The organism is Nonomuraea sp. NPDC048892, assembly GCF_040649735.1.
Lineage (GTDB): Bacteria > Actinomycetota > Actinomycetes > Streptosporangiales > Streptosporangiaceae > Nonomuraea > Nonomuraea maheshkhaliensis.
The window spans coordinates 35,140-55,648 of record NZ_JBEZFZ010000037.1 but is presented as its reverse complement, the minus strand read 5'-3'; the positions used below and the strand labels follow the sequence as shown (position 1 = coordinate 55,648).

Sequence of the window (20,509 nt, the reverse complement as noted above, 5' to 3'; positions counted from 1 at the left end):
TCCTGCAAGGCGGGAGATCGCTGTGGCCTTTGTGCGGCTGTCCGATGCCGGTGGGGCGAGCGCGCCCTCCGTCAGCACGATCCTCGCCACACCGCGAACGCAGCCCGGTGGTGTGCTGTCCGGCGAAGTGCGTCTGAGGGGCGGTGACGCCGGCGTCACGATCGACCGGATCTGCCTCGGCCTGGTCACCTCGCCATACGCGGCGCACGAAGCCGGCAGTCACCACACAATCGAGGAATTCTCGCAGGCTCAGGTCTCGGGCCATGCCGTTCTCCGGCCAGGTGAGGAAAAGGTGATCGCCTTTCAGGCCGCGATCCCATGGTGGACTCCCCTCAGCGAGATCGGCGGCCGGCATCTGCCGGGCATGGCGCTGGGCGTAAGAACCGAAGTCGCGATCGCCACGATCGTGGGCAGCAGCGATCTCGACCTGGTCACCGTCAAGCCGGCGCCTTCGCAGTCACGGGTACTGCAGGCATTCGCGCGACTCGGCTTTCCCTTCAAGTCCGCTGTCCTGCAGTCGAGCTCAGGAAAGGACCCACTACACGGACCACAGCTCCTCCAGAAGATCAAATTTCATCCCCCGAGCCATCACGCCGGAGTGGTGCACGAGGTCGGCGTGACGTTCGTGCCAAGTTCGTGCGACTTGGTGGTGGAGTTGCAGGGGGAGCACTCCAGATGCCAACGCCCTCATACCGAACGTTTCCAGATGACTCATGAGGAAGCGCTGCATACCGACTGGCCCAGTGAGATCGACCGCTGGCTCGTGACTCGCCCGGGGCGGGGCGGCCGGTAGACGCATCGCTTGGCGCCATGGCGCGTCACGGCTGTGGCGTCTGCCGGCGGACGTCGAGCCGGCCGTGCCGCATCCGGCCTGTCAGACGGATGTGCAACCTCTCCGCCATTCCCCCGTCGGTGTCCCCGCTGATCGCCAATGTGCTGTGCCGTACCGAAAGCTCGTTGGCGTCCACCACCATGCCGGGCGCGAGCACCAGTTCTACGTTGCCGCCGCTCACCCGCAGCTCGATGACCAGCTCGGGCGCGCTGTGCGCGGCGCTGGTCAGGTCCAGCAGCACCTCGCACCACGCGGTGCGCAGCGCCAGCCGGTGCGGCAGCGTCCAGCGGCCGGCGCGGCGCACCGTACCGTGCCGCTCCTTGATGGTGAGCAGTTCGGCAGGTGGCTCGGCAGACGGCAGCATGAGTGCGCCACCGTTCCCCGGCACCGGGATCAAGTCGGTGACGAGCGGCGCCAGGGCGTCGAGGGTGCGGGCGGTCAGCGCCGCGTCCAACCGCTCGTCGAACTCGACCGGGTCGAGCCGGCCGTCGGCGACGGCGGCGCGCAGCAGCTCGGTGACCCGGTCGCGGTCCGCGTCGGACGCGCGCAGCGCCCGCGGGGAAGTCTTCTCCAGACCCCACACGGGGAACTCTTGCGTCATCAGGTTCTCCTTCCGCCGGCCCGGAGCGACACCTCGGGCCAGCCATGCCCGATCTCGACCGGGTGCCGGGCCGCCGTCAGCCGAGGCAGGCGCGGACGGCCGTGGCCAGGTTTGCCGCGCGCGGGTCGTCGGGCCGGTAGTTCCAGAGGTTCGTGACGTAGGCGAAGCCGACTCCGGCGTCGGGGTCGGCGAAGCCGATCGAGCCGCCGGAGCCCGGGTGCCCGAACGACGCAGGCCCGGTCATCGGCATCGGCTGGCAGGCCCGCCAGAAGCCGAGCGACATCCAGAAGGAGCGGTCGGCCGGGACGTTCAGGCCGGGCGGCAGCCCGTGCATCGGTGTCGTGTCGGTCTGCACGTCCGTCATCCGCTCGACGGTCGATGGGTTGAGCAGTCGTACCCCGTCGACGTCGCTGACGGTGGCGGCGTACATGCGCGCCACCGACCGGGCGTCGGCGAGCATGTTCGCGGCCGGGAACTCGGCGGCGCGCCAGGCACGCGTGAGGTGATAGTCGGGAGTGGTCAGGGCGCCGCCGAGCTCGCCGGCGCGGGCCTGGACCGAGCCCGGCGCCCACACGGCGTTCACCCAGGCGGTGACCGTGTCCGCGTCGAGGCCGGTGGTCGCGATCAGCCCGGCCAGCAACTCCTCGTAGCTGAACGGGGCTGCCTCGTGCAGCCGGGCCACCCGCTTCTCCTGCTTCTCCGGCAGCCCGATCCAGGCGCTCAGCCCGAGCGGGGCGGCCACCTCCTCGGCGAAGAAGGTGCCAAGCGACTTGCCGGTGATCCGGCGAACGACCTCGCCGACCAGGAACCCGTAGGTGACGCTGTGGTAGACGTGCTCGGCGCCCGGCTGCCACAGCGGCTCCTGCGCCTCGAGCGCGCGGATGACCGGGTGCCAGGCGCACGCCTGCTCGAACGTCAGCGGCCCGTCCACGATCGGCAGGCCGGCCTGGTGCGACAGTAACCAGCGCACCGGGATCTGCTGCTTGCCGGCGGCGGCGAACTCCGGCCAGTAGCGCGCCACCGGGGCGTCCAGGTCCAGCAGGCCGCGCTGGACCAGCAGGTGGGCGCAGATGGCGGTGGCGCCCTTCGTGGTGGAGGCGACCTGGACGACGGTGTTCTTGCGCCATGGCCGCCGCGCCTCGCGATCGGCCAGGCCGCCCCACAGGTTGACGACGGGGCGGCCGCCGACGTAGACGCTGCACGCCGCGCCGACCTCGCCAGGATTCTGGAAGTTCTTGCGGAACGCGTCGGCGACCTTTCCCCAGCCGTGCTCGACGCCGCGCTCGCCGTCGTCCACGGAGGCGCCGGCGGGGCCGGTGAGGGCAGCGTGCGTGCCGACGAGCGCGCCGGCGCCCAGCACGCCCTTCAGCACGGTCCGGCGCCCGATGTTCCCCTGCTCGGGTGTTCCGTTAGGCATGATGTCATTCCTCTCGATTGGTCCGAGATTTCGGGATCACCTGGTGTGACGGTGCAAGCGCCGGCTTCGCGGCTCTGGTGACTGAGCCGTCCACGTCCGGTTCGTGGTTACGCGTCCCAGGTGACCGGCAGGCTCTTGACGCCGTAGATGTCGGCGATCTCCGGGCGCAGGGCGACCTGTTCGGCCGGTACGGCCAGGCGGAGGGTCGGGAAGCGGTTGAGCAGGGCCGGGAAGGCCACGCGCATCTCGACGCGGGCGAGCTGCTGGCCCAGGCACTGGTGGATGCCGTGGCTGAAGGCCAGGTGGCCGCCGTCCTGCCGGTGGATGTCGAGGGTGTGGGGGTCGGTGAAGCGGGCGGGGTCGCGGTTGGCGGCGTTCAGGGCCAGGACGACCGTCGAGCCGGCGGTGATGGTGTGGCCGCCCAGCTCGACATCCTCCAGCGCGACCCGGAAGAACTGCTTGGCGACCGTCAGGTAACGCAGCAGTTCTTCCACCGCCTGGTCGGTGAGCGACGGGTCGGCGCGCAGCGCGGCCGGCTGGTCGGGGTTCTGCAGCAGGGCGAAGGTGCCCAGAGCGAGCATGTTGGCGGTGGTGTCGAAGCCGGCCGACAGCAGGATCAGGGCCATGCCCTGCAGCTCCTCGTCGGTGAGGTCGCTGTCGAGCAGGTCGCTGAGCACGTCGTCGGTGGGGTTGGCGCGCTTGGCGGCGACCAGCTCGGCGAGGTACTGCTGGACTGCGACGTAGGCGGTGCCCACCTCCTCGTCGCTGGCCTCGCCGCCGAGGAACTTGTCGATGTTGTCCTGGAAGAAACCCCGGTCCTCGTACGGCACGCCGAGCAGCTCGCAGATCACGATGGCCGGGATCGGCTTGGCGAACGCCGTCACCAGGTCCACGGTCGGCCCGGCCTTCTCCATGGCGTCCAGGTGCTCGGCGGTGATCTGCTCGACCCGCTCGGTGAGCAGCCGCATCCGGCGGACGGTGAACTTGCCGACCAGCGGCTTGCGATAGCGGCCGTGTTGTGGCTCGTCCATCAGCAGGAACTCACCGGGCGGCGCCGGGGGCACCTCGATGTCGCTGTAGTCGATGACCGGGTGGTGGCGCATCAGCTCCCGGCGGGAGCTGAAGCGGGGGTCGGCCAGGATCGAGCGGGTCAGGTCGTAGCCGGTGACCACCCAGCCCTGGTGGCCGTCGGGGAAGGTGAAACGGCTGATCGGGCTCTGCTCCCGGGCGTCGACCAGCTCCTTGGGCGGGTCGAAGGGGCAGCCGGAGGAGCGGCTGGTGGGCATCGAGGGGAGGGTGTGGGTCATGGCCTGTCCCTTTCAAGAGATCTTGCGGCGGTAGGTGTTCATGGCGAAGGCGTAGGCGACGACGAGGATGCCGACGCACCAGGCCAGCGCGACCCAGATGTCGTTGCCGACAGGCTGCTCGGCGAACAGGGCGCGGATGGCGTTGACGATGGAGGTCACCGGCTGGTTGTCGGCGAAGACGCGCAGCGGAGTGGGCATGGTGTCGGTGGGCACGAAGGCGGAGCTGAGGAAGGGCAGGAAGATGAGCGGGTAGGAGAACGCGCTCGCCCCCTCCATGGTCTTGGCCGACAGGCCGGGGATGACGGCGATCCAGGTCAGCGCCAGGGTGAACAGGACCAGGATGCCGGCCACCGACAGCCACCCCAGCACTCCGGCCCCTGAGCGGAAGCCCATGAGCAGAGCCACCAGCATGACGACCACGAGCGAGACCAGGTTGGCGACCAGCGAGGTCAGCACATGCGCCCACAACACCGACGAGCGCGCGGTCGGCATCGACTGGAAACGCTCGAAGATGCCGCCCTGCATGTCCATGAACAGGCGGTAGGCGGTGTAGGCGATGCCGGAGGCGACCGTGATGAGCAGGATGCCGGGCAGCATGTAGTTCACGTACGACGTGCCTGAGCCGGTGCTGATCGCGCCGCCGAACACGTAGACGAACATCAGCATCATGGCGATCGGCATGATCGCGGTCGTGATGATGGTGTCGGGGCTGCGCGTGATGTGGCGCAGGGACCGTCCCAGCAGGACGGCGGTGTCACCGAAGAAATGCTTGCTCATTGTCGTGTCCTCTTAGGATTTCGTGCCGACGAGGGAGAGGAAGACGTCCTCAAGGGTGGGCTGCTTCTCGACGTACTCGACCTTGGCGGGCGGGAGCAGCTGCTTGAGCTCGTCCAGCGTGCCGTTGACGAGGATCCGGCCCTCGTGCAGGATCGCGATCCGGTCGGCGAGCTGTTCGGCCTCGTCCAGGTACTGGGTGGTGAGCAGCACGGTGGTGCCGCCCGCGGCCAGCTCCCTGACGGCCTGCCAGACCTCGATGCGGGCCTGGGGGTCGAGCCCGGTGGTGGGCTCGTCGAGGAAGATGACGGGCGGGTCGCCGATCAGGCTCATCGCGATGTCGAGGCGGCGGCGCATGCCGCCGGAGTAGGTGGCCACCTTGCGGGCGCCGGCGTCGGTGAGCGAGAAGCGGGCGAGCAGGTCGTCGGCGACCTGGCCGGGGTTCCTGAGGTGGCGCAGGCGGGCGACCAGCACGAGGTTCTCGCGCCCGCTGAGGATCTCGTCCACGGCGGCGAACTGGCCGGTGAGGCTGATGGACTCGCGGACGTCGGCCGCCTGCCTGGCCACGTCGAAGCCGTTGACGCGGGCGGTGCCGGCGTCGGGCTTGAGCAGCGTGCAAAGGATCTTCACTGCCGTGGTCTTGCCGGCTCCGTTGGAGCCGAGCAGGGCGAAGATGCTGCCGCTCGCGACCTCGAAGTTCACGCCGCGCAGCACGTGCAGGTCCTTGTAGGACTTCTCCAGGCCGTGCACCTGGATCGCCGGAGCTTGCCGGATCGTCATCACTGTTTCCTGTCTTCCTGTGCGGCGCGCTCGATGGCGCTGGTGAAGCGGTTGCGCTCGCGGGTCCGGTACTGTCCGAGGGGGTAGTTGGCCATGAACGCCTCGACGAACTCCACGGGGTCGTTGCCGAAGATGTCGCGGATCGGGGTGCCGTCCGCCGCGCTCCGCTCGAACAGTTCGATGAGGTCTTCGTACATCGTCATCGCGCCGGCGCCGTCGGCCGGCCCGAAGTGCATCAGGTACCGCTCCAGCGCTTCGACCGCCGTGCGGTAGTTGTCGGGGAGCCCCTTGACGCGGGCCTTGTACTGCCGCCAGCGCTTCTTCTCCTCCAGGGGCCCGGTGACGAGCTCCAGGTACTGCAGGTACCGGCTCTTGGATTCGTCAGCCATGTCTACTTGTCTCCTTTGCGAAGTCGTTGGAGCCGTTCGGCCAGGAAGACCCAGGTCTTCCAGAACTCGTCGAGGTCCTTGCGTCCCTGGGCACTGAGGGAGTACACCTTGCGCGGCGGCCCCTTCTCCGACGGCACCTTCCGCACGTCGACCAGGCCACGCCGCTCGATGCGGACCAGGAGGGCGTAGACGGTGCCCTCGGCGATGTCGGCGAAGCCCTGCGCCCGCAGCCACGCCGTGATCTCGTAGCCGTGGGCGGGCCGGCCGGACAGGATCGCGAGAACGACGCCCTCCAGCGTTCCCTTGAGCATCTCCGTCAGCTGCCTGCTCATCGCCGTCCTCCTTCTGCCGCTATCCGGTGTCGCTGAGTACCGGTACAAAGTAACACCTACTACTGGTACCTAGCAACACCGAATAGTTTCACCGCCCTCTCGCCCGTGACGCGGTCCCGTGCGCCGCAGGCTGCCCCTTCAAGAGCGTCAAGATCCCGACGGGGTGTCGCCTGGTTCGCGTAGGGGTTGTGGCTCTTCGCCCCCGACTCGGACGGGACTGGCGCAGGTCGCGGGTGCCAAGGCGGCCTATGACGTCAGCACCGGCAACCAGGCGATCACCGGCCGTTTCGTGCCCGAGCAGGACGCTGGCGGCTCATACTCGTTCCCCTGGGAGTAGTTCATGAACGATTTCGAGCAGGCGCTCGGCATCGACCCGAACGCCTCGCGGCCGACGCCGACCGCTTCTTCACGCGGCTCACCGGCCTGCCCGACACCACCGTGACCGTACACGCCGAGTCCAAGGACGGCTGGGTGAGCGTGGAGTACGACTCAGTCGCAGGCGTACGCGACCTGCGGCTGAAGCCGTGGGCCATGCGCATGGACGCGGATCGGCTCGCCGAGACCATTCTCACGCTGATCCGTCAGGCGAAGGAGCAGGCCGAAGCCGACGAACGTAGAAGGGTTGACGAGCAGCTGGACGCCGGCAACCTGCTCGTCGGCGACCGGCAGTTCATCGGTGATCGCCTCCGCCAGCCCACCGGCCCGCTCCAGGAGAATCTGGAGCGGGCGAACACGACGATCGACCGGCTGCGCGCCCTGCTGCGTCCCTGACACAACGGACTGGACCGCCGCGTGTTCGCGCTGATCGTATGAGCGGCGCCGCGTCACCCGCCGACGTGGATGCCCGGGCGACGGGCCGGATCGGACTCGCATCGATGGATGATCTTCCGCACCACGGGCGGGGTGTCGCCCCGGCCCAGCAGCAGGTAATGCAGCAGGTGAGTCAGCGGGCTGCCTTCCGACCACTCGAAGTAGCAGTGCGGCCGCACGCCGGTCGCGTCGCGCAGCGCCAGCAGAATGGCGGCGATGGCATTGGGCGCGGCGGGGCCCTCGGCTCGCAGCACCCGATGGCCGTCCACCTCGATCCCCCGTACGCGCAGCACATCGCTGAAGTCGGACGGGTCGATCACGTCGATCTCCAGGAACAGCACTTCGGCCGGGCCCGGTACGGGAGTCATGCCGCGCTGCTCGGCCTCCTTGGCCGCGTATTCGGCGGCGTCGCCACCTTGGCGGCAGTTGGCGATGAGGTAGAGCGCGCCGTCGTATTCCAGGGAGTCGGTGACGAACCGGCGGGCCGCGGGGGCGAACTCGATGTGATCGGTCCGCCGTTCGGTGGTCCGCGATACGCGGGAAACCAGGGAGATGGCGATGATCCCGACGATGAAGAACGCCGAGATGGTGATGCCGTCAGGCTTCTCCCTGATGTTCTCGACCAGCGCGTACAGCAGCACAAGAGTGAGCACGGTGAAGCCCACCGCAGCGCGGCGCTGCCTCTTCCGGATCGCGGAGACGGTGACGGCGGTCGCGCCGGAGACCATCATGGCGAGGATTCCGGTGGCGTACGCGCCGGCCTGGGCGTCGACGTCGGCGTTGAAGACGATGGCCAGGACCACGCAGACCAACGTGTAGACCAGCACCACCGGCCGCACGGCGTGCCCTCACTCCGGCGCCATGCCGTAGCCGGGCAGGTAGCGCGGCACGATGTTGATCAGCCCGGCCATGGCGGAGGCCGCTGGACCGGGACGGCCGGCTCGCCTCTGACCGGCCCCACGACGATCACCAGCAGGATCGCGCCCACGTAGATCACGGTCGGGACGATGAACGCGCGGGCGCTGTGCGCGATCCCGCGCAGGTTCACCACGGTCACCAGGCCAGCACCATCAGGCACAGCCACACCGTGTACGGCAGCAGCCCGGGAAGGCCGACGTCAGCGCGGCCACCCGGCGGCGACCGAGACGACCACGTTCAGCACGTAGTCGATCACCAGGGATGCCCCGCCACCAGGCCGGCCCGCCGTCCGAGGTGGGTCCTGGCCTCCCCGTACGCGCCGCCGCCGTCGGGGAAGGCGGCGATGACCTGCCGATAGGAGAAGGTGAGCACGGCCAGCAGGGGCCGCGATCGTGAACGTGACCGGGATGGTGAACCCGAGCCCCGCGCCACCCGCCAGGGCGAGCACCAGCACGATCGCCTCGGGCCGGTACGCGACTGATGCCATCGCGTCCAGCGCCAGTGCGGCCAGCCCGTCTACGACGAAAATGTACGTCGGTTCAGCCGACCGAGTGGCCGTGGGCGGCGGCGAGTTCGCGTACGACCTGGGCGACGGCGGGAGAGTCGTTGCGAAGGATCTTACTGTGGTTGCTCGCGACCTTCGCGCTCACCTTGATGTTCGGGTTATGGGCGAGCACCGGATCGAGCACCTTCCGCCCCTGTTCCATCTCCCCTTCCTGGCTCCCGAGGCTGCCACCCGTGGCCAGGACGAACCGCACCGGGCAGATCAGCCGTTCGAGGACCGGCACGCTGGCGGCGGCGATCTCGTTGAGTTCGAGGTTGACCTCAGCGTGCTCGTCGGCGCTCATCCGCGCGGCCAGGCCCACCCTGGCGGCGATTGGGATGAACAACCGCATGCGCCGGAACAGCTTGCGGTTTAGCTCCGCGCCGACCCCGCCGGTCGGACCGACCGGGAAGGCGTCGACCTTGACCAGGCCGGCGAGGCGGTCCGGGTTCCGGTCCGCCCAGTGCCATCCCAGGACCCCGCCGTAGGACCAGGCCACCACGATGGGCCGGTCCACGCCCCTCGCCTTGAGGACCGCGTCGAGGTCACGGAGGCAGGCCTCGAACGAGTAGTCCGCCGGTAGCCGTCAGTGCCGAGATCAGCGATGACGCGCCGCCAGTGTGACTGGTCGGCGTAAGCGCCGTTGAGCTAGACGACCGGGGTGCCGGAGCCGCCGGTGTCGGTCACGGCCAGCGCCATGTCATCGACGGGCATCATACCGGTCCACTTCGCAGGGTCATGGGTCCTCATCTGTGTCTTCGTGTCTTGTGAGTTCGTCTTGTGGTGCGACATGCGTACGCTCGACAGCGAACTCGCCGATTCGGGGTATGCGCCCAAGTTCATCGATGCCCTCGCGAGCGCTCGCCGCGCGGACGGGAGACTGGCCACTGCCGGCGAAGACGTCCACCGGGACGCGGCGGTGACGGGGCTGAAATGGAGGGTTCATGAGGCCCCAGAACGGGCTGGAGGCGCCGATCGCGACGGCCGGGACCTCGTCGGCTCCGCGGTGCATCAGTCGGCTACCGCACGGACCGATTCAAATCATCGAGGCGCCGGTGTTCTGGTCGGCCAACATGTGCAGTCGCCGATCAAGAAGGAGAGAGTGTCACTTCTCGGCAGTGCCGGGCTCCCCGCTGATGGACTCCTGGTAGACCTCAGCGAAGGTGCGCGAGTCCTTGATCAGCTCGTCGGCGAAGGCAGCGACGTCATCGCCGATGAGCTCCAGGACTCCCGTGCCGGCTGCGACACCCTCCTCAAAGAACTCGAGGAGGCCCGTGAGCAGGGACCCGTCGGCCAGGCCGATCGGGCCGACCTTGAAGTAGTACCTCTGGATCTCCTTGTAGACGATCTCGTAGTCGGGCGGAAGCGCCTTGACCCGGGCCATGTGCGCCCGCCACTGCTTCTTGCCTTCGATGATGTCTTGGATGCCCATGTCAGCCTCCCAGCCGGCCCAGTTTCCTCGCGACGTTCCTGTTCAACTGCCGGCGCCACCGATCACGGAAGGTGCGGGCGCCTTCCGCGCCGGCCAGCGCCGCGCAGAACCCCGCGATGTCGTCACCCAGCACGTCCTCGATGCTCTGCCCGTCGGCCGCCGTCTCCTCCAGCAGCCCCAGAGCGCCGTCGAGGATCGGCATCAGGTTGCGGCCCGTGAAGTCCCCGTAGAGGAATAGGTGGCCGACAATCTGCCCCCACGCCGCCCGGTAGTCGTCCGGCAGCGTCGCCGCCCGGGCCTCGAACGCCTTCCATTCCCTGTTGAGATCGTTGCCAGTCACGGTGTCCCAGAACTTCATCTCCCTCCCTCCCTGAGCTTGTCGAGCCGTGACGTGATGTAGTTCCACTTCGCCCAGAACGTCGCGAGCTCCGCGCGCCCCGCGTCATTGAGCGCGTAGAACTTGCGCGGCGGACCCTGCTCGGACGGTCGTCTCGTCACCTGGACGAGGCTCTTCTTCTCCAGGCGCAGCAAGATGGTGTAGACCGTCCCCTCGACGACGTCGGCGAAGCCGAGCTCGTTCAGCCGGCGCGTGATGGCGTACCCGTAGGTCTCCTCGCTGCCAATGATTTCGAGCACGCAGCCTTCGAGCGTGCCCTTCAGCATCTCCGTCAGGTCGTCCATCACAGGTCCTTCTCGGTCCACCCGGTACTCTGTACCCCCGAGTTCCACTACACAGTATCACAGAATAGCGAAGCGCGTCCCACATCAATGATCTGGATCTGGGCGTCTGGGGCGGTTGAATCGCTGCTCGCCCGGCGCTACCACTTCACCCACCAGGAAGGTTGGCGGGCGAACACCGCGCCAGGCAAGGCGTCGGGCGGTTCCCACACGAGGGCGTCATGCGAAATAGCCGCTGACGGCAGGCAGGGCCAACGCGACGATGACCAGAAGCGAGCCAACCGTCGCCAGGACGAGGCGCGCGGCGATCACCCCCCGGAACCAGGAAGGGTACGCCCCCGCAGCGGCATCGACGAATGCTTCGACGTCCAGGCCGCGCAGGCCGGGGTCATCCGACTTGTGGAAGGCCGCCTTGATGTATCGCGTCGTGAACACCTCACCGGGCATGATCACGCACCCGAGTACGAAGATGACCGCCTGGAAGATCCAGGACAAGATCCGGCCGGTGCCACTTCCGCTCAGGTTGAGCAAGGCGAGCGCCGCCAGGCACACCCCGATGGACATCGCGAGGACGACGCTGGCCCGGCTCGCTCCGAAGTCGATCCGGTGCCGGGCCAATAGGGCGGCCGGTAGCCCCTGTCTGGCAATGTCCGCCTCGGCCGCCCTTTGTGCGTCAGGACCGAGGCGGCGACCGACGACGGGGATGACGAAGAAGGTGCCCGCGAGCAGGAGCTGCAGGATGGCCGCGGACAGGACGGCGATCGGCATCACGGTGATCTCCTCACAACTTGCACACTGTTCAAGTGGGAGCGTACGACCGCACTTGAACAGTGTGCAAGTCCTCGGCTCGAACACCGTGCAAGAGCGCCCTATCCTGGGCAGGTGCCCCGCGAGACGTTGACCCAGGACCAGATCGTCCGAACGGCCGTCGAGCTGCTGGACAACGAGGGCATCGAGGGCCTGAGCATGCGGCAGCTCGGCGCCCGCCTGAACTCGGCGGCGACGGCCGTCTACTGGCACGTCAAGAGCAAGGACAATCTCCTGGTGCTCGCCGCCGACGCGGTCTGGGCGGAGATCGAGCTACCGGACCTGGAGGAGGTCACCTGGCAGGCGGCGGCCACGGCCATGGCCAAGGGACTGTTCGCGATGATTCTCCGGCACCCGTGGCTCGTCCCCGCCATGAGCACCCACCTCCTGTACGGCCCCGGCAAAGCCCGCCACGACGACCACCTGCTCGCGGTCTACCAGGCGGCCGGCTTCACCGGACGGGACGCCGAGCAGGCCATGAAGACCGTCTTCACCTTCGTCCTGGGTAACGCCCTCGGCGTGGCCTCCGAAGCGGCATGGAGAGCGCGCCTGCGCCGCACCGGCGGCGACGAGCAGGAACAGATCCGCACCATGGTGGCGCAGGCGACCGAGATCGCGATGCGGTTCCCGCGACTCCGCGCCCACAGCGCGGCGCAGGAGGACGACGCCCCCTCACCGGCCTCCGACCAGGAGCTCGAGTTCGGTCTACGCACGATCCTGACCGGCCTCCAGGCCGAGCTCGGCGCTCGGCCGTCGTGAACCGGGCGAACAGTCCCTGCCACGTCACCCGACGATGACCCGCTCCTCGGCTACCTGGTAGCGGCGAGTGCGGTCCTTCAACGCCAGGGCCGAGCCCAAGGTGAGCGGTCCCGTCCTGCCGATGAACATGAGCAGCACCAGCAGGATCTGGCCGGCCGGTGTGGTGTCGGCGGTGATGCCGGTCGAGAGGCCGACCGTGCCGTCGGACCAGACGACGAAGGCCGGCATGCCGGGCGTGGTGACCTTGATGCCGCCCGCCGTGCCGCGGCTGCCGCCGCCGATGAACATCAGCAGGTCGGTGGCCAACCAACTCGTGGAATACGTGCCGGCGACGTCGATGCTGTTGAAGCCCGCCGTCCGCGGCATGACGGCGGGGAAGAACGCGGCCAGCAGCTTGCCCGGGTCGTCAAGCCGGCCGAGTGTCTTCGGGTTGTGCCATTCGGTGATCAGAAAGACCATGATGCCGATGACCAGCAGGGCCGCGGTGACTGCGACGGTGATTCTGGTCAGCACCGACCAGCGGCTGGGCCGGCGCCAGGTACGCAGCAGCTCCAACACGACGGGGAAACCGAGCCCGCCCGCGATCACCGCGGCGGCGATGGTCAGGCAGATCCACGGGTCGGTGACGAAGCGCATCAGGTTGTCGGGCCACAGCGCGAAACCCGCGTTGTTGAAGGCCGAGATCGCATGGAACACGCCCAGATACAAGGCGCGGCCGGACGGCTCGTCGTAGCCGAGCAGGAAACGGCCGGTCATGATCACCGCCGCGATCGACTCACAGGTCAGGTTGAAGACGACCGGTGCGACTCGGTGTCCACGGCCGCCAGGCCGGTGACGCACACGGCGGACGTCGCGGTGAACAACGCCGTGAGCCAGCCCGCCGCTCCCCCGGCTCGGTGGAGATCGGCAGGGCGAGCAGAGCGGTGCCGAGCAGGACGGCCGCTCCGAAACCGGTGACGATGACGTTGCGCATCAATGGCTCCTACGGGGGATTTCTTCTCATCCGCACCCCGACGACGGGCTCTCCCCCGCCATCCCCAGGGAAGCCAGACGCAAATTTCCCGCATCACTACACGGAACATATGGTCCCGCCTCCGCACCGGGGCAGACCTGCGTCAAGGCACGGCAAGCCAGCATGCGGGGCCGAGCGTAGAGGGGGCATCAATATCCGGGCATCGGCCGTATGAATACCGTCAAAAACAACCAAAACCCCTCAATCTCACGGTTCGCTGATTTCCTGGCCGTCCAGTAGGTACGGCAGAACACCCTGTCCAGATTGAGCAGTGGGGATGACCGACGTCATCTTCGTCGCCCTGACGATCACGGTCTTCGTGGTGCTGGGGTCGGTCGTGAAGGCGGTGGAGCGGCTTTGAGCGCCGTCAACGCCGTGGGTCTCGTCGTGGTCGTCGGCCTGGTGATCTTCGTGGTCGCGGCCCTGTTGTTCCCGGAGCGTTTCTGATGTCATCAACCATGGCGGGGATCCTGTTCATCGGGTCTCTCCTTCTCGCCCTGGCCCTCTGCTACAAGCCGCTGGGCGACTACATGTTCCGCGTCTACACCGGAACCAGGCACAACGCCGTGGAGCGGCTCACCTACCGGCTGCTCGGCGTCAACGCCGACAGCGAGCAGCGGTGGGGCTTCTACGCGCGCGGCGTGCTGGCGTTCTCAGTGCTGTCGATCCTGTTCCTGTACGGGTTGCAGCGGCTGCAGGACCACCTGTTCCTGTCCCTCGGGATGGAGGCGGTGGAGCCGTCGCTGGCCTGGAACACCGCGGTCAGCTTCGTCACCAACACCAACTGGCAGGCCTACTCCGGCGAGGCCACGATGGGCCACGTGGTGCAGACCGCGGGCCTGGCGGTGCAGAACTTCGTCTCCGCCGCGGTCGGCATGGCGGTGGCCATCGCCCTGGTGCGCGGCTTCGCCCGCAGCAAGACCGACACGCTCGGCAACTTCTGGGTGGACCTGGTCCGCGGCACGATCCGCATCCTGCTGCCGATCGCGTTCGTGGCCGCGCTGCTGCTGGTGGCCGGCGGCGCGATCCAGACGTTCGCCGACCACAGCACGTGGACGACGCTGACCGGCGGCGAGCAGACCTTCACCCCGGCCGCGGCGGCCTCCCAGGAGGCGATCAAGGACCTGGGCACGAACGGCGGCGGCATCTTCAACGTCAACTCGGCCCACCCTTTCGAGAACCCCACGTCGTGGACGAACTGGCTGACGATCTTTCTGCTGACGGTGATCGCGTCCTGCCTGCCGCGCACGTTCGGCCGGATGGTCGGTGACAACCGGCAGGGCTACGCGATCGTCAGCGTGATGGCGATCATCAGCTTCGGCGTCACCCGGTGGGCCGAGCTGAGCGCGAGCGGCACCGTGCCGCAGGCGATCGGCCAGGCTCTCGAAGGGCGCGAGACCCGCTTCGGCGTCTCGAACTCCGGCATGTTCGCCACCGCCACCACGCTCACCAGCACGGGCTCGGTGAACTCCTTCCATGACTCCTACACGGCTGTCGGCGGCGGCATGCTGATCTTCAACATGCTGCTCGGCGAGGTCGCTCCCGGCGGCGTCGGCGCGGGCCTGTACGGCATGCTCATCCTGGCCGTCATCACGGTGTTCGTCGCCGGCCTGATGGTCGGCCGCACCCCCGAATACCTCGGCAAGAAGATCGGCCCGCTGACCAGCGAGGTGCTCCGAGCCCGAGGGTGACGAACCGTGGGCCGGGCTCGTCCTGGCAGTCTGAACCAAGTATGGCTCGTCAGCGGCTGGGCGGTCGGTGGTGTGGTGCGGGACCTCACGGACGGGACGTGGCATCGCGACCCTAGCTCCAGTGCTCTGATCGCCGCGATCGCCTCCGACGTGGAGTTCCTGCTGCTGGACGAACCGACATCCGGACTCCGCCCTCATCGTCGTGCTGACCGCCAACGCCGTCCTGGCCGTGCTCATCACCGTCGTCTGCGCCGCGCCGCTTTCATCAGCGTGGGCGATCGGGCTGGGCGGGCACAGCGCCATCGCTGCAGCGGCATTCGGGTTGTTGCGGCGGGCCGGAACGGTCGTGGCATGGATCGCCCTGGCGCTGGCCATCGCCGTGGAAGTCGGCTGGGAGATCGGCCTGGTCGACGACACGTTCTTCTTGATCTCCCCGTTCGCGCACGTCCATTGCTCGCCCGATTTCAGGCGCAGCACCACGACGCCGGCTCTTACACCCCGCTGACGGTCATTCGGGTTCCACGCGCACGGTGCCCGCTGCGCCGTCGATCGTGATCAACTGCCCGGTCTTGATCTCATGTGTGGCGTCGCGGACGCAGATGACGGCGGGGATCCCGTACTCGCGGGCCACCGTAGGGCCGTGCGCCACCGGGGAACCGGTTTCGGTCACCAGGCCGGCCGCGGTCATGAACAGCGGGGTCCACCCAGGATCGGTGGTGGGTGCGACCAGGATCTCCCCCGGCTCGATGCGCGCGCCGGCCGGGTCACGGATCACCCGCGCCCTGCCGGTCGCCTGCCCGGCGGCTCCGGACATGCCGGTCAGCACGCCGTCCTGGGCCGGCTCGGCGGGGGCGAGTGCCTCCAGGTCGGTCCCGTCGGACAGAAGCGCGCCGGGTACGGTGCGCCGGCGCAGTTCCCGTCTATACTCGGCGCGCCGCATCGCGGCAAGTCCCCGGTGGTCCGCGTCGTGAGCGGCGGCTCGTGCCTCCTCCAGCGTCAGGAACATGATGTCGTCGGCGCGCTCCAGCCGGCCGCGGTCGGCCAGGTCCGCGCCGGCCAGGAGGAGTTGGCGTCGGCACGCCTGGATCACGGGCAGCCAGGCGAATTTCGCGATCTCCCGCAGGCCGGTGAGCTGTCGCGAGCGGCGCATGAAGAACGCCGCCAGCCGGCCGCGGATGGGGCGCCTGCGTCGCGCCCGCCGCGACAACGTCTCTACCATCCGCTCCGCCCGGGCCGCCGCCGCCTTGAACCGCACGTCGGGCGCCTGCTCGGGGTCTTCGACGCGCAGATAGTTGGCGATGGTGGCGAACAGCGGCGCGGGGTCGTCGGCCCAGCGGGGCACGCCGACGTCGATCTCGGCCGCCGCACGCATGCCGTACGCGGCCAGAAAGCCGCCCATCCCGATGTCGGGAAGCTCGCCGGCGAAGTACATGGCGGCGAGATCCTCCGGTGGGGTGCCGAGGAACAGGTCGCGGTGCTCGCGTGCCCGCACCGCCAGGCCCCACAGCTTGAGGTCCATCTGCGTGGTCACGTTGTACGGCATGCCGCCGAGGACCGTGTCGAGTTCCTCGTCCGTGGCGACGCCTTTGAGCAGCGCGGCCGGGAGCGTCCCGACGATCATGCCTGCCGTCAGCGGCCACACGATCCCGTGCATGTCGATGCTCATGACCGCCTTGTGGGAGTCCTCGACGACCCAGCGCAGCCGTTCGGCGGCCGTCGCGGACTCGTCGGGCGGGACGATCATCCGCTTGATCTCCGCGACGCCGCGGTGGGCGCGGGCTCGCGCGAGAGCCGGGTTGGACAGACTCGACACCACTCCGGCCAGCCCGGCGGGCACCATCCGCACCATGCCCTTGACCACGCTGCCGAGATGCAAGGGCAGGCCGGGCCGCGGCGCGAACCGCGGGTCGTCGAGCATGCGCAGCACAGCGCCCTGCACCCTCGGTCCGTAGACCTCCAGGGAGGTCCCGAGACGTTCGCGCATGGCTTTGCTGCGCAGGAAGTCGGTCACGTCGAAGTAGAGCCGGCCACCGATCGGCACCATTCGGGGCAGCGGGTCACGCCGATCGACCTTGGCGCCCGCGGCCTGGAACCACACGCTTCCGCCGGTCTTGAGCAGCGACACGCCCATCGGGGTGCACGGGCGAAGCATGCCTTGAATATGGCCGAACTCCAGGTAGAGCCGCGTGTCTCCGGTGTCGGGCGGCAGCGGGAAGAGCGTGGTGATCGGCCGCGACTGCAGCAGCCACAGCGTGCCTTCGGCGTCGATCGCCCACTCGATGTCCTGCGGCGAGCCGAGATGCTCCTGCAGCCGCTGCCCGGCCGCACGCAACCGGCCGAGTTGCTCCGCGTTCAAGCACCCGCCGTCATCCGGTACGGCCGGTATCCGCTGATCGAGCACGTAGTGGTCGGGCACGACGGTGCCCTCGACAATGGCGGTGCCCAGGCCAGGAGCCGCGTCGACGACCATCTCGGAGCGGCAGCCGGTGATCGGGTTGGCGGTGAACAGCACCCCGGCCGTGACCGGGTCGATCATCCGCTGCACCACCACGGCCATGGCCGTCTCGCCGATGCCCGCGGCGGCGCGGTAGGCGACGGCCCGCTCGGTGAACAACGAGTCCCAGCAGCGGCGTATCGCGTCGATCAGGTCGCTGGGGCCTTCGACGTTGAGAAAGGTGTCCTGCTGGCCGGCGAAGCTGGCCTCCGGCAGGTCCTCGGCGGTGGCGCTGGAGCGCACCGCCACCCGGCCCTCGCCGAGCCGCTCGTACGCCTCGACCAGCTCCTCCTCGGGCAGTTGGCCCGCCCGGTAGGCGTCGGCGGTCAGGCAGAAGCCGTCCGGGACGCGCTCCCCCGCTCTGATCATCTTCCCGAGCCCGGCGGCCTTACCGCCTACAAGGTCGAGCATGGAGCCATCTATGTCGGACAACCGGATCAGTTCCATCGCGCCTTCTCCCCCGCAGCTGACATCGTTCACGAACCATGCCGACCAGGCTTCCCGGCGCTCCATTGCGGACGCTAGCACCGCCGAGGTTCGCGCACCAGAGCAGCGCCGCCCTCCACGGCCACAGCCCGCGTTCAGGCGGCGATCCGTGACGGACGGCCCAACGGGTTCACGGTGTGACCCATGCCACACGGCGTTCCTGTCAGCAATCGTGGCGCTGTTCCGCTCAACTCACGAGCAAGTGACGCGAGAGGAGCAACACATGAAGCACCACATCGTGATCCTCGGTGCCGGTTACGCCGGGGTCTACGTGGCCGGGAACCTGGCCCGCCGGCTGTCCGCGGCGGACGTGCGGATCACCGTGGTCAACGCCGTGCCGGACTTCGTCGAGCGGCTGCGGCTGCACCAAGTGGCAGCCGGCCGGACAGTTGCGGCCCAGAGGCTCGACGACGTCTTCGCGGGCACGGGGATCCGGCTGCGCGTGGCCCGGGTGAGCGCCGTCGACCCCGAACGCCAGGTCGTCGCCGTGGCCGACGCCGAGGGCGGCGGCGAGGGCGGCGGCGAGGGCGGCGGCGAGCTCGGCTACGACACGCTGGTCTACGCGCTCGGCAGCCACGGTGACGTCGGGAGTGTCCCCGGCGTGGCCGAGTACGCCTTCGACGTGGCCGCCCGGCCCTCGGCGCTGCGGCTGCGCGAGCGCCTGGACAGCCTGGGCAGGCGGGGCGGCGGGAGCGTGGTGGTCGTCGGCGACGGGCTGACCGGCATCGAGTCCGCCACCGAGATCGCCGAAGGCCGACCCGGCCTGCCGGTGACGCTCATCGCCCGCGGCGAGCTGGGCGCCCGGCTCTCCGCGGGAGCCCGCGGCCACCTGCGCCGGGCCTGCGACCGGCTCGGCGTCACCGTCCTGGAGCACACCAGTGTCGAGGCCGTCGAGGCGACGCGCGTGCGGTGCGCCGAGGGCATCGCGCCGGCCTCCGACGCGACCGTGTGGACGGCCGGGTTCGCGGTCAGCCCCATCGCCGCCGCCGCTGGGCTGGAGGTCACCGAGCACGGCCGGATCGTCGTCGATCGCACCATGCGGTCGATCTCGCACCCGAACGTCTACGCCGCCGGCGACAGCGCCTACGCCATCGGCGACCACGGCCTGCCACTGCCGATGTCCTGCGCCTCGGCCGGCTTCACCGGCGGGCAGGCGATCCACGCCATCGTGGGACGGCTGACCGGCGGCAAGGTCGCGAAGACCAAGCTGGTCTACTCCTACAACCACGTCAGCCTGGGAAGGCGGGACGGGATCCTGCAAATGGTCGACGACGAAGGGCATGCGAAGCCGGCATACCTGGGCGGCCGGAAGGCCGCGCGGATCAAGGCGGGCATTCTCACGATGTCGCTGTGGGCCAACTCGCACCCGACCTTCGGCGTGCCGAAGCGCAGGCGCCGCCTGGCCGCTGTGCCGGATGTGCGCACCGGGAGCGTAATGGCGTAGCGGCCTAGGGTGGTCCGCGTGGACAGTACCGCCACTGATCGGTTCGACGCCGATCGGTTCGAGGCCGGCCGGGACCGGCTGGCCTCGCTGGCGTACCGGCTGCTGGGCTCCGCCGCCGACGCCGAGGACGTCGTGCAGGACGCCTTCCTGCACTGGCAGGCCGCCGACCGGCAGCGGATCAGGGTGCCGGAGGCCTGGCTGACCAAGGTGGTCACCAACCTGTGCCTCGACCTGCTCCGCTCGGCGCGGGCGCGCCGCGAACGCTCCGCCGGTGCCTGGCTGCCCGAACCGCTTCTCGACGGCGACCCGATGCTCGGCCCGGCCGACACTTTCGAGCAGCGCGAATCGGTCTCCCTGGCCGTGCTGACCCTCATGGAGCGCCTGTCACCCTTCGAGCGGGCCGTCTACCTCCTGCGGGAAGCGTTCGCCTACAGCCACGCCGAGATCGCCGAGATGCTCGGCATCACCGAATCCGCCAGCCAGCAGCACCTTCACCGGGCCAGGCGCCGCGTCACCGCGGCGCGCCGCCGGGGTGGCGAGGTCGACCCGGAATCCGCCCGCAGGATCGTCGAGGAGTTCCTCGCCGCCGCTTTCTCCGGCCACACCGAACGGCTGGTGGCGCTGCTCACCGACGGCGCCGGCCTGACCGGGACGCTGCTGCGGTACGACACTCCGGAGCGGATCGCCGCCGTCGCACGGGCCGGGTTCAAACCCACACCCGCCAAGCGGCGGTTGGCCGGCGGTACGTCCGCCGTCCACTACGCGCGCGTCAACGGCGCCCCAGCCCTCGTCTTCGTGGTCGGCGACCGCGTCGTCGGCGCCGCGACGTTCGACATCGCCGGCGGCCGGATCGCAACCGTGCGAGGCATCGCCGCGCCCGCCCGGCTGACCCGCCTCGCCGAGACCTGGCAGCAGCACGAACCAGAAGGATCACCGCTCATCGCCCGATGGTGAACCGGCGCCGACCGCGCCTCTGTAACGCTCAGGTAGCGGGAGACAGCC

The 20,509-nt window shown here is 69.1% G+C and carries 23 protein-coding genes and 1 pseudogene; 8 read left to right on the top strand and 16 right to left on the bottom strand.

Annotation, left to right across the window (positions count from 1 at the left end):
• Positions 1–22: 22 nt before the first annotated feature.
• Entirely contained in the window at positions 23–793 is a 771-nt protein-coding gene (locus AB0C28_RS51280) for a sporulation protein (protein WP_357849039.1), read from the top strand.
• Positions 794–818: 25 nt separating this feature from the next.
• Here the strand turns inward: AB0C28_RS51280 and AB0C28_RS51275 are convergent, their stop codons facing one another.
• The 7 genes from AB0C28_RS51275 to AB0C28_RS51245 all read right to left on the bottom strand — a co-directional run bounded on the left by AB0C28_RS51275 (position 819) and on the right by AB0C28_RS51245 (position 6,432).
• Positions 819–1,433 (bottom strand): DUF1707 domain-containing protein, encoded by a 615-nt coding sequence (locus tag AB0C28_RS51275; RefSeq protein ID WP_358084050.1) that lies wholly within the window; start codon positions 1,431–1,433, stop codon positions 819–821.
• 76 nt (positions 1,434–1,509) lie between these two features.
• On the bottom strand, positions 1,510–2,850 hold the full coding sequence (locus tag AB0C28_RS51270; protein ID WP_358084047.1) for a serine hydrolase domain-containing protein: 1,341 nt from the start codon (positions 2,848–2,850) through the stop codon (positions 1,510–1,512).
• 107 nt (positions 2,851–2,957) lie between these two features.
• Entirely contained in the window at positions 2,958–4,157 is a 1,200-nt protein-coding gene (locus AB0C28_RS51265) for a cytochrome P450 (RefSeq protein WP_358084044.1), read from the bottom strand.
• A 12-nt stretch (positions 4,158–4,169) separates the two neighbouring features.
• Positions 4,170–4,934 (bottom strand): ABC transporter permease, encoded by a 765-nt coding sequence (locus AB0C28_RS51260; protein WP_357849051.1) that lies wholly within the window; start codon positions 4,932–4,934, stop codon positions 4,170–4,172.
• A 12-nt stretch (positions 4,935–4,946) separates the two neighbouring features.
• Positions 4,947–5,711 (bottom strand): ATP-binding cassette domain-containing protein, encoded by a 765-nt coding sequence (locus AB0C28_RS51255; RefSeq protein ID WP_358084041.1) that lies wholly within the window; start codon positions 5,709–5,711, stop codon positions 4,947–4,949.
• Complete coding sequence (locus AB0C28_RS51250; protein ID WP_357849057.1) at positions 5,711–6,100, bottom strand: DUF1048 domain-containing protein; 390 nt, start codon at positions 6,098–6,100, stop codon at positions 5,711–5,713. The genes AB0C28_RS51255 and AB0C28_RS51250 overlap by 1 nt, the downstream gene beginning before the upstream one ends.
• A gap of 2 nt (positions 6,101–6,102) precedes the next feature.
• Positions 6,103–6,432 (bottom strand): PadR family transcriptional regulator, encoded by a 330-nt coding sequence (locus AB0C28_RS51245; RefSeq protein ID WP_358084038.1) that lies wholly within the window; start codon positions 6,430–6,432, stop codon positions 6,103–6,105.
• Between the two features lie 438 nt (positions 6,433–6,870).
• Between AB0C28_RS51245 and AB0C28_RS51240 the strand changes: the two genes are divergently transcribed.
• Positions 6,871–7,203, top strand: coding sequence for a YbaB/EbfC family nucleoid-associated protein (locus tag AB0C28_RS51240; RefSeq protein ID WP_357849063.1), 333 nt, complete (start codon positions 6,871–6,873; stop codon positions 7,201–7,203).
• Positions 7,204–7,256: 53 nt separating this feature from the next.
• Here AB0C28_RS51240 and AB0C28_RS51235 read toward each other — a convergent pair whose 3' ends face one another.
• From AB0C28_RS51235 to AB0C28_RS51205, 7 genes and pseudogenes are all read right to left on the bottom strand, one after another.
• Positions 7,257–8,081: a hypothetical protein gene (locus AB0C28_RS51235; RefSeq protein WP_358084035.1), complete on the bottom strand. Its 825-nt coding sequence runs from the start codon at positions 8,079–8,081 to the stop codon at positions 7,257–7,259.
• Positions 8,082–8,140: 59 nt separating this feature from the next.
• A complete protein-coding gene (locus AB0C28_RS51230) occupies positions 8,141–8,320 on the bottom strand; it encodes a hypothetical protein (RefSeq protein WP_357849069.1) in 180 nt (59 codons plus the stop codon).
• A gap of 379 nt (positions 8,321–8,699) precedes the next feature.
• Positions 8,700–9,224, bottom strand: a pseudogene (locus tag AB0C28_RS51225) (alpha/beta hydrolase); the annotation flags it as partial.
• A gap of 585 nt (positions 9,225–9,809) precedes the next feature.
• Positions 9,810–10,136: a DUF1048 domain-containing protein gene (locus AB0C28_RS51220; RefSeq protein ID WP_357849071.1), complete on the bottom strand. Its 327-nt coding sequence runs from the start codon at positions 10,134–10,136 to the stop codon at positions 9,810–9,812.
• Position 10,137: 1 nt separating this feature from the next.
• Entirely contained in the window at positions 10,138–10,494 is a 357-nt protein-coding gene (locus AB0C28_RS51215) for a DUF1048 domain-containing protein (RefSeq protein ID WP_357849074.1), read from the bottom strand.
• Positions 10,491–10,817 carry a PadR family transcriptional regulator gene (locus AB0C28_RS51210; RefSeq protein WP_357849077.1) on the bottom strand — a complete coding sequence of 109 codons (327 nt, stop codon included), beginning with the start codon at positions 10,815–10,817 and terminating at the stop codon, positions 10,491–10,493. The genes AB0C28_RS51215 and AB0C28_RS51210 overlap by 4 nt, the downstream gene beginning before the upstream one ends.
• Before the next feature lie 216 nt (positions 10,818–11,033).
• Entirely contained in the window at positions 11,034–11,585 is a 552-nt protein-coding gene (locus tag AB0C28_RS51205; RefSeq protein WP_358084032.1) for a hypothetical protein, read from the bottom strand.
• A gap of 111 nt (positions 11,586–11,696) precedes the next feature.
• Between AB0C28_RS51205 and AB0C28_RS51200 the strand changes: the two genes are divergently transcribed.
• Entirely contained in the window at positions 11,697–12,380 is a 684-nt protein-coding gene (locus tag AB0C28_RS51200) for a TetR/AcrR family transcriptional regulator (protein WP_358084029.1), read from the top strand.
• A 24-nt stretch (positions 12,381–12,404) separates the two neighbouring features.
• Here the strand turns inward: AB0C28_RS51200 and AB0C28_RS51195 are convergent, their stop codons facing one another.
• Entirely contained in the window at positions 12,405–13,136 is a 732-nt protein-coding gene (locus AB0C28_RS51195; RefSeq protein ID WP_358084026.1) for a potassium transporter TrkG, read from the bottom strand.
• A gap of 613 nt (positions 13,137–13,749) precedes the next feature.
• Between AB0C28_RS51195 and kdpF the strand changes: the two genes are divergently transcribed.
• The 3 genes from kdpF (at position 13,750) to AB0C28_RS51180 (ending at position 15,588) form a co-directional block, all read left to right on the top strand.
• On the top strand, positions 13,750–13,839 hold the full coding sequence (kdpF, locus tag AB0C28_RS51190) for a K(+)-transporting ATPase subunit F (protein ID WP_148433700.1): 90 nt from the start codon (positions 13,750–13,752) through the stop codon (positions 13,837–13,839).
• On the top strand, positions 13,839–15,083 hold the full coding sequence (gene kdpA, locus AB0C28_RS51185; RefSeq protein WP_358084023.1) for a potassium-transporting ATPase subunit KdpA: 1,245 nt from the start codon (positions 13,839–13,841) through the stop codon (positions 15,081–15,083). The genes kdpF and kdpA overlap by 1 nt, the downstream gene beginning before the upstream one ends.
• A 202-nt stretch (positions 15,084–15,285) precedes the next feature.
• Positions 15,286–15,588, top strand: a complete 303-nt coding sequence (locus AB0C28_RS51180) for a hypothetical protein (RefSeq protein ID WP_358084020.1) — start codon at positions 15,286–15,288, stop codon at positions 15,586–15,588.
• A gap of 3 nt (positions 15,589–15,591) precedes the next feature.
• On the opposite strand, the gene AB0C28_RS51175 is transcribed toward AB0C28_RS51180, so the two are convergent.
• The gene (locus AB0C28_RS51175; protein WP_358084017.1) at positions 15,592–18,024 is read right to left on the bottom strand and encodes a PEP/pyruvate-binding domain-containing protein; all 2,433 of its coding nucleotides are present in this window, start codon (positions 18,022–18,024) and stop codon (positions 15,592–15,594) included.
• A gap of 262 nt (positions 18,025–18,286) precedes the next feature.
• On the opposite strand from AB0C28_RS51175, the gene AB0C28_RS51170 reads away from it, so the two are divergent.
• Together AB0C28_RS51170 and AB0C28_RS51165 are read left to right on the top strand one after the other, a co-directional pair.
• Positions 18,287–19,507: an FAD-dependent oxidoreductase gene (locus AB0C28_RS51170; RefSeq protein ID WP_358084014.1), complete on the top strand. Its 1,221-nt coding sequence runs from the start codon at positions 18,287–18,289 to the stop codon at positions 19,505–19,507.
• 18 nt (positions 19,508–19,525) lie between these two features.
• On the top strand, positions 19,526–20,461 hold the full coding sequence (locus AB0C28_RS51165; protein ID WP_358084012.1) for a sigma-70 family RNA polymerase sigma factor: 936 nt from the start codon (positions 19,526–19,528) through the stop codon (positions 20,459–20,461).
• Positions 20,462–20,509 lie beyond the last annotated feature (48 nt).